Source organism: Amycolatopsis vastitatis, assembly GCF_002234595.1.
Taxonomy (GTDB): Bacteria; Actinomycetota; Actinomycetes; order Mycobacteriales; family Pseudonocardiaceae; genus Amycolatopsis; species Amycolatopsis vastitatis.
The window spans coordinates 135921-149177 of record NZ_NMUL01000042.1; the positions used below are offsets into that span (position 1 = coordinate 135921).

A 13257-nucleotide genomic window follows, 5' to 3' on the forward strand; every position below is an offset into this window, starting at 1 on the left:
GGTCTCGATAGTAATGAGTACAGTACTAACCATGGAAGACGATCTCGCCGCGGCCCGGGCGGTGCGCTCAGGCGTCCTGCGCCTGGCGCGGCGGCTGCGCGGAGCCCGCTCGGCGCACGCCTTGAGCCCGGCCAAGGTCGGCGTGCTGGGGTACCTGTTCCGGCACGGCACCGGCAGTCCCGGCGAAATCGCCGCCGCCGACGGGCAACGTCCTCAGGCGCTGACCAAGGTGTTCGCCGAACTCGAGGCCGAAGGGCTGATCACCCGGGCCCCCAACGAACACGACGGGCGCGGCGCGGTGCTCACCCTCACCGACCGGGGCACGGCGGCCCTGCATGACGACATGCGTGAGCGTGACGAATGGCTGGCCTCGGCGCTCGACGAGCTCAGCGGGACCGAGATCGGGCTCCTGCGGCTGGCCGCTCCTCTGCTCGAACGCCTCGCCGACCAGCCTGCCCCGCGCCCGCCGGAGCGCGAACACGCCGAGGAGGACGCATGACCGAACCGTTCCCGTTCCCCCGTGACTGCCCGTACGACCCGCCGCCGAAGCTCGCGCGGCTGCAGCGCGACGCGCCGATCAGCCGGGTCCGGATCTGGGACGGCAGCACCCCGTGGCTGCTCACCCGCTACGACGACGTCCGCGCCGTGCTCGCCGACCGGCGCTTCTCCGTCGACCCCACGCGTCCCGGCTACCCCGCGCGCGGCCCGGCCGGCCGCGCCCGGCGGCGTGGGGCGGGTTCGTTCATCAGCATGGGCGCCCCGGAGCACACCCGCCTGCGCCGCATGCTGATCACCGAGTTCACGCCGCGCCGCATCGCCGCACTGCGGCCCGCCGTGGAGCGCACCGCGGCCGAGCTGCTCGACCGGCTGACCGGCGGGTCCGGACCCGCCGATCTGGTCGGGGCCTACGCGCTGCCGCTGGCGTCGACCGTCATCGCCGATCTGCTCGGCGTGCCCTACGACGACCACGAGTTCTTCGAGGAACGCGCCCGCGTGATGGTCGACGATTCCGCGTCCGGAGAAGCCAACCGCGCCGCCACGGCCGACCTCGCCCGCTATCTGGGCGGCCTCCTCCAGCGCCGGCGCGCCCATCCCGCCGACGACCTGCTCGGCAGGCTGAGCGCCCAGCAGGTCGAACCCGGCAAGCTCGACCGGGCCGGGGCGGTGTCGATGGCCGTGCTGCTGCTCGTCGCCGGGCACGAGACCACCGCCAACCAGATCGCGCTGTCGGTGGCCTTCCTCCTCCGGAATCCCGGGCACGCCGAGACGTTCCGGCAGCCGGACGGCCCGCCCGCCACCGCCGTCGACGAGCTCCTGCGGCTGCTGACCATCACCCACACCGGACGGCGCCGGGTCGCGACGGCCGACGTGCCGGTCGGCGGGGTGACCGTCCGCGCGGGCGAGGGCGTCATCGCCGCGGCGGACATCGCCAACCGCGACTCCGGCCGGTTCCCCGGCCCCGCCGACCTCGGCCGCACCCCCAACCACCACCTGGCCTTCGGCCACGGCGAGCACCTCTGCCTCGGCCACCACCTGGCCCGGCTGGAACTCGAGACAGCGCTTACCGCGTTGCTGCGGCGGCTGCCCGCGCTCAGGCTCGCCGCCGCGGAGGAGGACCTGCCCTTCCGCCACGCCCACCCGATCTACGGCATCGATCGCCTGCCCGTGACGTGGAACTGACCACGGGCGCGACTCACCACGGCGGTGGGCCGGTGCTGCCGCGCACGACCAGCGTCACCGGCACCGGCTCGACGACCGCGGCCCGGATCCCCGTCGCGGTCTCGTCGAGCAACGTCCGGACCACCCGGCGGCCCAGCTCGGAGAACGACTGCCGGACGGTGGTCAGCGGCGGCCAGAAGCTCGCCGCTTCGGGCATGTCGTCGAAACCGGCCACGCTGACCTCTCCCGGCACCGAACGCCCGGCTTCGTGCAGCGCGCGCAGCAGGCCCAGTGCCATCTGGTCGTTCGCCGCGAACACCGCGGTCACGGCGGGGTCGTGGCACAGCATCCGCCCCAGCGTGTAACCGGATTCGGCCGACCAGTCCCCGACCACCGGCAGCGGGACCGGGCGGTCGAACCGGGTGAGCGTCGCGCGCCAGGCGTGTTCACGGCGCTCGGCCGCGAACGAATCCGTGGGACCCGCGACGTGCCAGACGGTTTCGTGGCCCAAGCGGAGGAGGTGTTCGGTCGCCAGCGTGGCCCCCTGCGCCTGATCGGTGTCGACGGCCGGGTAGCCGGCGCGGGGGTTCGAATCGACCACCACCACCGGCACGTCCGCCGGGAACTCGATGCCGGGCCAGTCCAGGTCGTATTCCTCCACGAGGACGACCATGCCCTCGACGGCCTGCTGCCCGAGCTGCCGGAACGCCCGCGTCACCGCGGACCGGGTCGGCTTGCCGAGCGACGTCAGCTTGACCGAGTACCCCTCGGCGGCGGCCGCTTGCGCGATGGCGTCGAGCGTCCGGCTGTTGCCCAGCGTGGCGAGCGTCGAGGTGAGCACGCCGATCGAGCGCGCCGGGTCCGGCAGCACCGCGCCGCGGACATCCGGCAGGGGATCCCCTGTCGTCCGCTCTCGCATTCCGCCTCACCCGCTCTCGGTCGACCACCGAGGTCACCACAGTGACGCCGATTGTTCACCTCGATGTCAACAACGCCACTAACCGGTAACAACCGGCGAAGAGTCGAAATGGCCTCGAAAGACCGACGCTGACCTGCGGAGGGATGGCGGCGTCACGGCTCGCCGGTGAACAACGTCACTGAGCGGCGGGCGGTGACGCACGAACGCCGTGCGCCACCGCCCGGGGAACCGGCTAGCGCTGGGTGTAGACGAACCCGGCCTTGTCGAGCTCGTCGCCGGAGCGGCCGTGGAAGCCCGCGATCTGCCAGCCGGCCGGGGCCGTGCGCGTCACGCAGTCCGAAGTCGCCGAGCCACCCGCGAGCACCCGCCCGAGGTTGGTGGTGAAGCGGGCCGAGAAGATCCGCGTGGTGTTGCTGTACTTGCCCTGGCACAACGTCGCCGTCGTGACGTACTCGCCGCTGCCCATCGTCAGCGACGACGCCGTCCCGCCGGACCCGCCGTGCGCGAGGATCGTGCCGTTCTCCAGCGTCACGCCGACCTGGTCGACCCGGTTCCCGGCGCGCAGGGACAGCGTCCGGACGCGCGCGCCGGCCGGCACGGCGTCGACGTCGGTGTAGTAGTCACCGTGCGGACCGCCGTACTGGTCGGACAGCCGCAGCGCCGGATTGCGCGTCCAGTCGAAGCGGACCGTGATCGGGTCGTGGTCCGACAGCATCCGGCCGGCGTCGTCGAGGAACTTCGCGTGTTCGTTGTTGTACACCGTCGCATTGAGCGAAAGGAGCTTGCTGCCACGGTAAAGGACCTTGTCGACGATCTCGCAGTCGTTCGTGACGTGCTGGTCGTCGCAGAGCAGCGCGGGGCTGCCGGGGGCGGGCGCCACCCCGCCGCGCGCGAGCTTCACCCAGGCGTCGGTGAGGCCGTTGTCCCCGGCGAACTGGGCGATCGTGTCGGCCGCGCGGGTGTAGCGCGTGTTGGTGTCGCCCATGACGATGACCGCGTTCCCGGCCGAGTGCGCCCGGATGAACTCCGTCAGCTGCGCCAGGTTCGACGCGCGGGACGCCTCGTCACCGTCGTTGGTCCCGGCGTTCGTGTGCAGGTTGTACACGTCGGTGTAGACGCCCTCGGCCAGCCGGAGCCGCATGAACGTGAAACCCTTGGGAGTCAGGCAGTCCCCCGAGTCGAGCTGGCAGGACTTCCAGCGCGCGCGCTCGAAGTCGTCGGTGTCGTAGGGCAGCGAAGAAAGCGTGTTCAGCCCGCTGCCGATGCCCGCGCCCCCGCTGGTGGGCGTGCGGTACGGGTGGTTGTCGGCGGCGTAGAGCGCGGCGTGGTAGTTGAAGTCCTCCTCGACGTGCACCAGGTCGTACGCGCCGATCCGCTGGCCGATCGCCGTCGTGGCCGGCGTCCGCGGCGTCGGCGCGCTGGAGATGCCCTCCGGCAGGCCGGCGACGTTGTAGCTCAGCACGGAGAAGCTGCCGCCGTCGGTGGCGTCGGCGTGCGCGACGGCCGGGGCCATCGTGCACGCCACGGCCACGGCGGCGAGGACGGCAAGGCGTTTCTTCACGAGAACTCCCGCAGGATTCGGAGGGACAAGCCGGTCGGGGTGTAGCGGGGAACCACCCGGAAGCCCGGGCGGTCGGCCTTGACGACGGCGAACCGTCCCTGGACGCGGCGGGCGCTCAGCACCGGGATCTCCCGCGCGGGGCACGAGCCGTCGAGCTGGATCTCCAGTGTGCTGCCCGGGTCCAGGGTGACCGTGCCGGAGACGGCCAGCGCCGGGCCCGCGCCCGGCCGCACGGACAGGGTGCCGCCGGCCTGGCGGTAGCCGCCCACGCGCAGGCCGGACAGCCGCAGGACACCGCCCGTCACCTCGACGGCTCCGGTGCCGAGCGCGCACGGCGACGCCGCGGCCAGCGTGCCCGCCGTCAGCCGTGTGCCGCCGCGGTAGCTGTTGTTCCCGTGCAGGGCCAGCGTCCCGCCGCCGGCCTTGACGAGGCCGCCGTCGCCGCCGATGTCGTTGCGCCAGCTGTCGTTCGCGTGGAAGCCGCCACGGGCCGCGTCCAGTTCGACGCGGACGTCGGCGGCGAAGGCCCCGTAGCCGTCGGCGGCCGCGAACAGGTTCAGCCGTCCCCACTGCTCCGGTCCGTCGAGCAGCGGGTGGCCTCCGGGGAACGCGGTCGTCCGCAGCACCTCGCGCCGCTGCGCGGCGGTCAGGTACGGGAGCCGGGTCTCCAGCAGCGCTTCCGCGCCCTTCGGCACCGCCATCGGGAGGTTCCGGCCGCGGCGCGGGAGCCCGTACGTCGCCCGCCGGGCGACCATCTCGGCGTTCGCGCACCGGTCGGCGTACTCGTCCGCGCCGCTGTGCGCGCGGGCGAAGAGCGTGTCGGCCGTCGTTCCGGTCTTCGCGGTGAAGTACGCGAGGGCCTGTTCGCGCGCGCTCGCCTTCAGGGTCGCGTTCTCGGGGTCGACGAGCGTGGCGGCGGCCAGGGCCGTGGCCAGGATCCGGCCGCCGATGACGTCGACCGGGGAGTGCATCCCGGCGACGATCCGGGTGTCGGACAGGTCGTACGCCCGCGCCACCAGCTCCTGGAACCGCTCGGGCACGGCGTAGGCGAGCGCGAGGCAGGCCAGGTGGAAGGCGTTGGTGTGGCCGCTCGGGTACCCGGCGTCGTCGACCGGGCTCGTGCTGCGCTGCCGCAGCAGCTGCGGGGCGACGACGACGTCGGAGGAGTAGACCGGGAAGCCCAGGGAGTCGACCCGGCCGGTGTCGACGACCCGGCTGTCCGCGGTCAGCCGCCACGGGCGCGGGTACTGGTAGGCGTACTTGCTGGGGTTGCCCGACGCGAACGTGCCCCGCACGGTGTCGACGAGCCGCGCCACCAGGCCGAGTTCGGAGTCGTAGGAGCCGGCGCCGAGCGCCGATCCCGCGGGCGCGTCCGCCGGGACGGCGTCGTCGATCTTGGTCGCGGGGGTTCCGTCCGGCGCACTGGTGATGCTCGTGACGGCCTTGGCGCCGCGGCGGTAGAGGTCGGAGAGGGGCCCGAGGCCGCCGATGGCGGCGTAGGACTGGTGCTGCCGGTCGTAGACGAAGGCCCGCTTCGCGTCGGCGGCGCTCCTGGCCCGGGTGACGGCGACGACGTGGCGGACGTTCGCCCGCAGCACCTCCGCGTCGAGCACGGTCCCGGTGTCCCACGACGGCCCGGTGCGCCACAGCCGCTGCATCCCGGACAGTGCCCGGACCGCGGCGTTGGTCTCCGGCGTCCGGTTGGCCGGGACGTTGGTCCGGTAGCTGTCGACGAACGCCGCTTCCTCCGCCCAGGCGGGGACGCCCAGCAACGCGGGCGCGGCGATGACGGCGGGGACCAGCGCGCTCCGGCGCAGGAAGCTCCGTCTGTCCAATGTGTCCGGTGTCAACTCGTTCTCCTGGGACGCCTGCACGGCGGATCGTCGAGGGGCGGCTCGCCCGTTCCCGCGCCGGAACGCCGGGCGGGCGGGCGAAAAGCCAGGTCGGCCGTCGGGAATGATCAGCGCCGTGATCACCCGCGTCAAGGGCCGTCGGCAGGAATTCGGCCAGGGGTAACCGGCTGTCCGCACGGGCGAAGGGTGAATTCGTCGAATTCGACTCTTTCGGCAGTCGCGCCCGGTCCGGTCGGCGTAACCGCGGTTGGGCCGGTTGCGCTCAGTCCACTGTGGACCGTTCCGCCGCCGTCGGCCGTCACCCGCCGGGGCACTCGAGAGGTCGGCACGCCGGGATCGCTCCCATTCTTCATCGCCAGTTTCGGTCACCGGGGAAATCCCGTGGCCGCCGGCGCCCCATGCCCGCCGCGTCCCTCTTCCCCGCACTACTCCGAACAGCCCACAAACCGGCCGCCCGGGTGCAACTTGCAGATGCGCGTTGCTCGCTGTCGCCATTTCCCGGCTTGAGGTGACTTCTCCTCCCGCAGATCTTTGATACACGCCAGTCGCGGCGGGGAAATTTCCCCGAAGGAGGAGATGTGTATAGACTCCACAGTGGAGCAGTGAATTCTCACCCTCGGTCACAATAACGTCACACTGGATGTGCCCCGCGTTCTTCAAGGAGCAGGAATGGCCCAGAAAGTCCTCGTCGAGACGCTCGACGACATCGACGGCACGCCCGCCGCCCGCACCATCCCGTTCGCCCTCGACGGCGTCACCTACGAGATCGACCTGTCCGAGGAAAACGCCGCCGCGCTGCGCGACGAACTGGCCCGGTACATCGGCGCCGCCCGTCGCACCGGCGGTCGCAAGGTCCGCGTCGCGACCGGCCAGCCGGCCACGACCGCGTCCGACCGCGAACGCAATCAGCAGATCCGGGCGTGGGCCAACGCGAACGGCTACGAGGTTTCCGAACGAGGACGCCTGGCTTCCGAAGTCATCGCCGCCTTCGAGCAGGCGCAGATCGCCGAAGCGGAAGAGCCGGTGAAGGCCGTGCGCAAGCGGGCTCCCCGCAAGAAGGCCGCCGCCGCGAAGAACTGACGACATCGGCCACGAACCAGCGAGGGCGACCCCTGTCGAAGGGGTCGCCTTTTCGCACGGTACCGGTGGATGATCATGCCTGGATCCAGGCTTCGCGCCCCGCGGCATCACCGATGGCTGTGTCGTGATCCTCGGCGTCCGGTACGACCGGGAGTGATGTCCCGGTCGAGGGCCGTTCGTCCCTGAAGACCTGGGTCTTCGGGATTCCGGTGAACGCCGCCGAACGGCGTAACGCGCCGGGCCCACCGTCGACCCGAGCCGTTTCCGCGGCGCCCGCGATCCGTACCCCGGAGATTGGTGAGCCTGTCCGGCCGCGTGGCCGCCCCCGGAACAGGAGGCAATGGCCGTCGAAATCAGGAATCAGGCCGCCTCGGCCGATCTCCACCGCGAATCGGCGCGTATTGCCGCACCGCTCACGAGCGGCCGTCCGAAAGCGGCTCGAAGACGGTTTTCGGCCGCATCCCCCGCCGAGGACCCGGACGCCCGCACGCCGGGGCGATGCCGGGAAGGGACGACGAGTAGCCTGGCCGAGTGCTCGACATGCGGAACATGGGGTGCCGGGAGCTGGGGGAACTCGTCTCGGCAACTACGTCGGCCAGTTCAAGCAGGCCATCGGCCAGGATGGCGCCTTGAGCGGCATCCCCGATCTCGGTCCCCCGCCCGAGCGCGTCACCGTCCACGTCGGACAGGTGCGCCGCCTGATCGGCGACCAGTTCCCGCGCTGGGCCGGTCTCCCGGTCCGGCCCGTGGCCCGGGGCGGGTGGGACAACTTCACCTTCCACCTCGGCGACACGATGGTGGCGCGGCTGCCCAGCGCGGCCGAGTACGCCTTGGCGGTCGGCAAGGAACAGCGGTGGCTTCCCGTGCTCGCTCCCCAGTTGCCGCTCCCCGTCCCCGTGCCGCTGGCCCAGGGGCATCCGGGCATGGACTATCCGTTCTCGTGGTCGGTCAACCCGTGGCTTCCCGGCGAACCCGCGAGCATCGAGCGGATTCCGGACCCCGTCCCCTTCGCCCTCGACCTGGCCGGGTTCGTGGCCGCCTTGCGAAGCGTCGACACCGACGGCGCTCCCCGGCCGGGTAAGCACAACTGGTTCCGCGGCGCCACCCTGCGCACCTACGAGGGGCAGGCCGGGCGCGCGCTCGCGGCACTGGACGGTCACCTCGACGTCGGCCTGGCCGACGGGATCTGGCAGGCCGCGCTGGCCGCGCTGTGGGACGGTGCGGACGTCTGGTTCCACGGCGACCTCGCCCCGGGCAACCTCCTGCTCGACGGCGGGAAGCTGGCGGCCGTCATCGACTTCGGGACCTGCGGGGTCGGCGACCCGTCGTGCGACCTGGCCATCGCGTGGACGCTCCTGACCGCCGACGGACGGCAGGCGTTCCGCGAGCGTTTGGCCATCGACGAGGCGGCCTGGGCGCGCGGACGCGGCTGGGCCCTGTGGAAGACGCTCGTCGCGTGCGCCCAGACCGTGGGCCGGACCGACGAGGAGGCCGCGAACGCGCGCCGCGTCCTCGGCGAGATCTTCTCCGGCTAACGGTCACCCACCGCCGTGCGTCTTCCGGCCCGGCGTCCCGGACACCGCACGAGCGGTTCTCCGGCTCCAGACCGCGGCGACGACCGCCGGCAGCAGGACCGCGGGCAGGCCGCCGAGGAGCCAAGCGTCGACCTTCGCCACCGAGACGTCCGAGGGATGACCCGACGTGCCGGTGTGGGCCAGCACCAGAACGTCGCGGGGCGCGGAGCTCCAGGTCCCGTCGCGGGATTCGTCCCCCGGACCGCCCACTTAGCGGCCGCTTACAATGGTCCCGGTCGGGGTCACAGTCGGGGTCACGATCGGGCAGGCCGTCGTGCCCGGCCCGCGGGCGATGCGATCTGGGAGGATCACCGGATGACGATGTCGCTGTCGGCCGAACTGTGGCCGGACGTGCAGCCCGAGACCGCGCGCCGTCTGATGCTGGCCGGGGTGGAAGCCTTCGCCAAGCGCGGCTACCACGCCACCACCACGCGGGACATCGCCGGCGCCGCGGGGATGTCCCCGGCCGCGCTCTACGTGCACTTCCCCTCCAAGGCCGCCCTGCTGTTCGCGATCAGCCGGTACGGCCACGAGCAGACCCTCGCGCTGGTCGAAAACGTCGTCGCCAAGGAAGCCGACCCCGTCGAGCGGATCCGGCTGATCGTCGAGGACTTCGTGGCCTGGCACGCGCGGCGCCACACCGTGGCCCGCGTCGTCCAGTACGAGCTGCAGGCACTGCCCGAGGAGGAGTTCGAAGTGGTCGCGCAGCTGCGGCGCCGGATCGAGCGGATCGTGCGCGAGGTGATCGCCGAGGGCGTCGCGGCCGGCGTGTTCGCGGTGTCCGACCCGCACATCTCGGCCCGGGCCGTGCTCTCCCTCGGCGTCGACGTCGCCCGCTGGTACAGCGACCGCGCGCGGCAGACGCCGACCGCGCTGGGCAAGGAATACGGCGGCCTGGTGCTGCGCATGCTCGGCGTCACACCTGAGACCCCCGTCACAGACTAAGCAGTCGTTCAAGTCCGCCCGCAGTAGCGGACAATCCCTGTCCGCTACTCGTGCCACAGTGGTCCCCGTGCCGAACCACACCGTCCTGAGCACGCGGGCGCTGAACCGCGCCACCCTCGCCCGGCAGCTGCTGCTCGACCGCGCCGGCCTCTCCGTGCACGACGCCGTCGCGCACCTGTGCGGCCTGCAGGCGCAGGAACCGCAGGAGCCGTTCACCGGACTGTGGTCGCGGTTGCGCTCGTTCGACCCGGCGGCGTTGTCGGACCTGCTGACCGGGCGGCGCGTGGTGCGGACCCACCTCATGCGCCGGACCGTCCACCTGCTCACCGCCGACGACGTCCTGGTGTGGCGCGCCCGGTTCGACACCATGCTGCGCCAGCGTGTCCTGGGCACCTACCGCCGTGAGCTCGACGGAGTGGATTTGGACGCGCTCGCGGCGGCGGGCCGGGCGGTGCTGGCCGACGGCGAGCCGCGCTCGATGGGCGAACTCGCGCGGGCGGTCGCCGGACGCTGGCCCGAGCCGGGGCCGCGGCCGCTCGGCGAGATGCTGATCGCCGCGCTGATCCCGACGGTCCAGCTGCCGCCGCGCGGGGTGTGGCGCACCAAAGCGGGGGTGCGCAACCTTCCCCTCGCCGCGTGGCTGGGCCGCGACGCCGACCCGCTCGACCCGGACGACCGGCCGCTCGTGCGGCGCTACCTGGCCGCGTTCGGTCCGGCGGCCTCGGCCGACCTCCGGGCGTGGTGCGGGCTGGCCGGGCTCCCGGCGGCGGTGAAGGCACTGCGCGACGAGCTGGCGGTCTTCCGCGACGAGCGCGGCCGCGAGCTCCTCGACCTGCCGGACGCGCCGCGGCCCGATCCGGACACCCCGGTGCCGGTGCGGTTCCTGCCGGCGTTCGACAACGCGATCCTCGGCTACGACGACCGCAGCCGCATCATCGACGACACCCACCGCGGGCTCTCGGTGGCGGGCGAACGGGTGGTGCTGGTGGACGGCTGCGTCTCCGCCACCTGGACGGTGGACGCCGGAACCGTGGCCGTCACACCGTTGCGACGCCTGTCGCGGACCGAACGGGCCGATGTCGCCGAGGAAGGCCAGGCGCTGGCGTCGTTCCTCTCCGACGGCGAAAGCGATCAGCTGCGCATCGCCGGCTAGCCGACCGCCCGGGCGAACCGGTCGGCGACCTCCCGCAGCCGCTCGACCAGCCCCGGCGGCGCTTCCTCGATCACGAAGTCGAAGCCCCACTGGGCCAGGTAGTACGGCACGGTGTCGAGGGTGTTCGCCCCGGTCCGCACCCGGCAGCTGTGTTCGTCGACGGCCTCGACCACCCCGCTGGTGGGCGGGATGCGCCGCGCCAGCACCTCCGCCGGCGCGGCCACCCGCAGCACGAACTGGTGCGGGTAGGGCGCCGTCGAGATCTGGCGCGAGACGTAGGCGGCGAGGTCCTCGGCAGGGGGCTCGCGCGGGGTGAACCGGAAGCTCGTCACCGGCACCTCCGCGATCCGGTCGACGCGGAAGGTGCGCCAGCCGGCGCGGTCGAGGTCGAAGGCGACCAGGTACCAGCGCCGGCCGGTGTGGACCAGTCGCAGCGGCTCGACCGAGCGCTGCGTCCGCGTGCCGTCGCGGTCGCCGTAGCCGAACCGCAGCCGCTCGTGGTCACGGCAGGCCGCGGCGATCGTGGTCAGCACCTCCGCGTCGACCGTCGGACCGGCGCCGGGCAGCGAGAGCGTCGCCGCGTGCAGTGCGCCGACCCGCGGCCGCAGCCGGGCGGGCAGTACCTGCTCCAGCTTCGCCAGCGCGCGCACCGACGTCTCCTCGATACCGCTGACCGTGCCGCTCGCCGCCGTGCGCAGGCCGACCGCGACCGCGACGGCCTCGTCGTCGTCGAGCAGCAGCGGCGGCAGCGCGGCGCCCGCGCCGAGGCGGTAGCCGCCGGCCACACCGGGGGTGGCGTGCACCGGGTAGCCGAGGGAGCGCAGGCGCTCGACGTCCCGGCGGATCGTGCGGACGTCGACCTCGAGCCGCGACGCGAGGTCGGCGCCCGGCCAGTCGCGCCGCGCCTGCAGCAGGGAGAGCAGCCTGAGCAGGCGTTCCGAAGTCCCGTACATGCCACGCAGTGTGCCAGACATCGAGGACAGTTCCGGTCCGCGATTCGCCGGATCGTGCCGCCGCGCGGGCGAACACTTGCCACGGACCTCGCCGGGCGAAAGAGTGACGCATGCCGTTCGATCCGCACACCCTGCTCGCCGTCGCTCGTGAAGAAGCCGAGCTGGGCAAGGCCGAGGGCGGCGTGCCGATCGGGGCCGCGCTGTTCGACACCACGGGCACGCTGCTGGGCCGTGGGCACAACCGGCGCGTGCAGGACGGCGACCCGTCGATGCACGCCGAGACCGCGGCGTTCCGCAACGCCGGCCGCCGCCCGCACTACCGCGACACGATCATGGTCACCACGCTCTCGCCGTGCTGGTACTGCTCCGGGCTCGTCCGTCAGTTCGGGATCGGGCGCGTCGTCATCGGCGAGGCGGAGACCTTCCACGGCGGGCACGACTGGCTCGCCGGGCTCGGCGTGGAGATCACCTTGCTCGACGATCCCGCCTGCACCGCGCTGATGACGGAGTTCATCGCCGCGCGCCCGGACCTGTGGTTCGAGGACATCGGGGTCGAAAAGTCCGAATAGGACACCTGTTTCGGGGAGGAACCTGCATGCCGTCATCCGTTCCGCTCGTGGACCTTTCGCCGTGGTTCGCGGGCACGTCCGAGGGCCGCGCCGAGGTCGCGGCCCGGATCGACGCCGCGCTGCGGGAGTCCGGCTTCCTGCTGGTCACCGGGCACGGCGTCCCGGACGACCTGCGCACCCGGACGCGTGAGCTGGCGCGGGAGTTCTTCGCGCTGCCCGAGGACGTCAAGCAGCGTTACGCCGTCACCGTCGGCGGCCGCGGCTGGCTGCCGCCGGGTGTGGAGGCCAACGGCTACGCCGAGGGCACCGAGACCCCGCCGGACCTGAAGGAGTCCTACTCCGCGGGCGCGGACACCCGCACCGGCGTCGCCGACGTCGACGGGTTCTGGTTCCAGCCCAACGTCTGGCCGGACGAGATACCCGGCTTCGGCGAGACGGCGACGGAGTACATGCGCCGCATGCGGGCGCTGTCGGACCACCTGCTGGAGATCTTCGCCGCGGCGCTGGGGCTCGCGGAAAGCCACTTCACGCGGCACACCGTGCACCCGACGTACACGTTCAACATCAACTGGTACCCGCCGATGAGCCGGGTCGGCGCCCCGGAGCCGGACCAGTTCCGCATCGGCCCGCACACCGACTTCGGCACGGTGACGGTGCTCGACCGCCAGGCGGGGGTCGGCGGCCTGCAGGTCTGCACGGCCGAGGGCGAGTGGCAGGACGCGCCGTTCCACCCGGAGGCCCTCACGGTGAACATCGGCGACCTGATGGCCCGCTGGACGGGCGACCGCTGGCGCTCGACGCGCCACCGCGTCCTCCCGCCTTCGACGACGGCCCCGGACGAGGACCTCGTGTCGCTGATCTTCTTCTACGAAACCGACCACGACGCCCGGATCACGTCACTGGCCCCGCCGCTCGGCAACCGCGTCTATCCCGAGGTGATCGCGGCGGACTACCTGCGGGAGAAGCTCAACGCGATCACGATGAGCTGACG

At 72.6% G+C, this 13257-nt stretch carries 13 protein-coding genes; 8 read left to right on the forward strand and 5 right to left on the reverse strand.

What is annotated here, in order from left to right; all coding sequences use genetic code 11:
• The first annotated feature begins 31 nt into the window (after window positions 1-31).
• Both CF165_RS35780 and CF165_RS35785 read left to right on the forward strand, forming a co-directional pair.
• Complete coding sequence (locus CF165_RS35780; protein ID WP_093952010.1) at window positions 32-499, forward strand: MarR family winged helix-turn-helix transcriptional regulator; 468 nt, start codon at window positions 32-34, stop codon at window positions 497-499.
• A complete protein-coding gene (locus CF165_RS35785) occupies window positions 496-1680 on the forward strand; it encodes a cytochrome P450 (protein WP_093952011.1) in 1185 nt (394 codons plus the stop codon). The genes CF165_RS35780 and CF165_RS35785 overlap by 4 nt, the downstream gene beginning before the upstream one ends.
• Window positions 1681-1693: 13 nt before the next feature.
• Here CF165_RS35785 and CF165_RS35790 read toward each other — a convergent pair whose 3' ends face one another.
• The 3 genes from CF165_RS35790 to CF165_RS35800 form a co-directional block, all read right to left on the reverse strand.
• Window positions 1694-2578: a substrate-binding domain-containing protein gene (locus CF165_RS35790; protein ID WP_093952012.1), complete on the reverse strand. Its 885-nt coding sequence runs from the start codon at window positions 2576-2578 to the stop codon at window positions 1694-1696.
• A 232-nt stretch (window positions 2579-2810) separates the two neighbouring features.
• Window positions 2811-4139 (reverse strand): jacalin-like lectin, encoded by a 1329-nt coding sequence (locus CF165_RS35795; RefSeq protein ID WP_093952013.1) that lies wholly within the window; start codon window positions 4137-4139, stop codon window positions 2811-2813.
• Window positions 4136-5974, reverse strand: a complete 1839-nt coding sequence (locus CF165_RS35800) for a phosphatase PAP2 family protein (RefSeq protein ID WP_240521943.1) — start codon at window positions 5972-5974, stop codon at window positions 4136-4138. Before CF165_RS35800 ends, CF165_RS35795 begins: the two co-directional genes overlap by 4 nt.
• 687 nt (window positions 5975-6661) lie before the next feature.
• Here CF165_RS35800 and CF165_RS35805 point away from each other — a divergent pair.
• A complete protein-coding gene (locus tag CF165_RS35805) occupies window positions 6662-7072 on the forward strand; it encodes a histone-like nucleoid-structuring protein Lsr2 (RefSeq protein WP_093952014.1) in 411 nt (136 codons plus the stop codon).
• A 629-nt stretch (window positions 7073-7701) separates the two neighbouring features.
• Window positions 7702-8607: an aminoglycoside phosphotransferase family protein gene (locus CF165_RS35810; protein ID WP_093952015.1), complete on the forward strand. Its 906-nt coding sequence runs from the start codon at window positions 7702-7704 to the stop codon at window positions 8605-8607.
• Between the two features lie 3 nt (window positions 8608-8610).
• On the opposite strand, the gene CF165_RS35815 is transcribed toward CF165_RS35810, so the two are convergent.
• Window positions 8611-8856, reverse strand: a complete 246-nt coding sequence (locus CF165_RS35815; RefSeq protein ID WP_093952016.1) for a hypothetical protein — start codon at window positions 8854-8856, stop codon at window positions 8611-8613.
• 105 nt (window positions 8857-8961) lie between these two features.
• On the opposite strand from CF165_RS35815, the gene CF165_RS35820 reads away from it, so the two are divergent.
• Window positions 8962-9591 carry a TetR/AcrR family transcriptional regulator gene (locus tag CF165_RS35820; RefSeq protein WP_093952017.1) on the forward strand — a complete coding sequence of 210 codons (630 nt, stop codon included), beginning with the start codon at window positions 8962-8964 and terminating at the stop codon, window positions 9589-9591.
• 67 nt (window positions 9592-9658) lie between these two features.
• Window positions 9659-10744 carry a winged helix DNA-binding domain-containing protein gene (locus CF165_RS35825; RefSeq protein WP_093952103.1) on the forward strand — a complete coding sequence of 362 codons (1086 nt, stop codon included), beginning with the start codon at window positions 9659-9661 and terminating at the stop codon, window positions 10742-10744.
• Here CF165_RS35825 and CF165_RS35830 read toward each other — a convergent pair.
• Window positions 10741-11697 carry a helix-turn-helix transcriptional regulator gene (locus CF165_RS35830; RefSeq protein WP_167441659.1) on the reverse strand — a complete coding sequence of 319 codons (957 nt, stop codon included), beginning with the start codon at window positions 11695-11697 and terminating at the stop codon, window positions 10741-10743. The genes CF165_RS35825 and CF165_RS35830 overlap by 4 nt on opposite strands.
• 110 nt (window positions 11698-11807) lie before the next feature.
• Between CF165_RS35830 and CF165_RS35840 the strand changes: the two genes are divergently transcribed.
• Complete coding sequence (locus tag CF165_RS35840; protein ID WP_093952019.1) at window positions 11808-12266, forward strand: nucleoside deaminase; 459 nt, start codon at window positions 11808-11810, stop codon at window positions 12264-12266.
• A gap of 26 nt (window positions 12267-12292) precedes the next feature.
• Complete coding sequence (locus CF165_RS35845; protein ID WP_093952020.1) at window positions 12293-13255, forward strand: isopenicillin N synthase family dioxygenase; 963 nt, start codon at window positions 12293-12295, stop codon at window positions 13253-13255.
• Window positions 13256-13257: the final 2 nt, after the last annotated feature.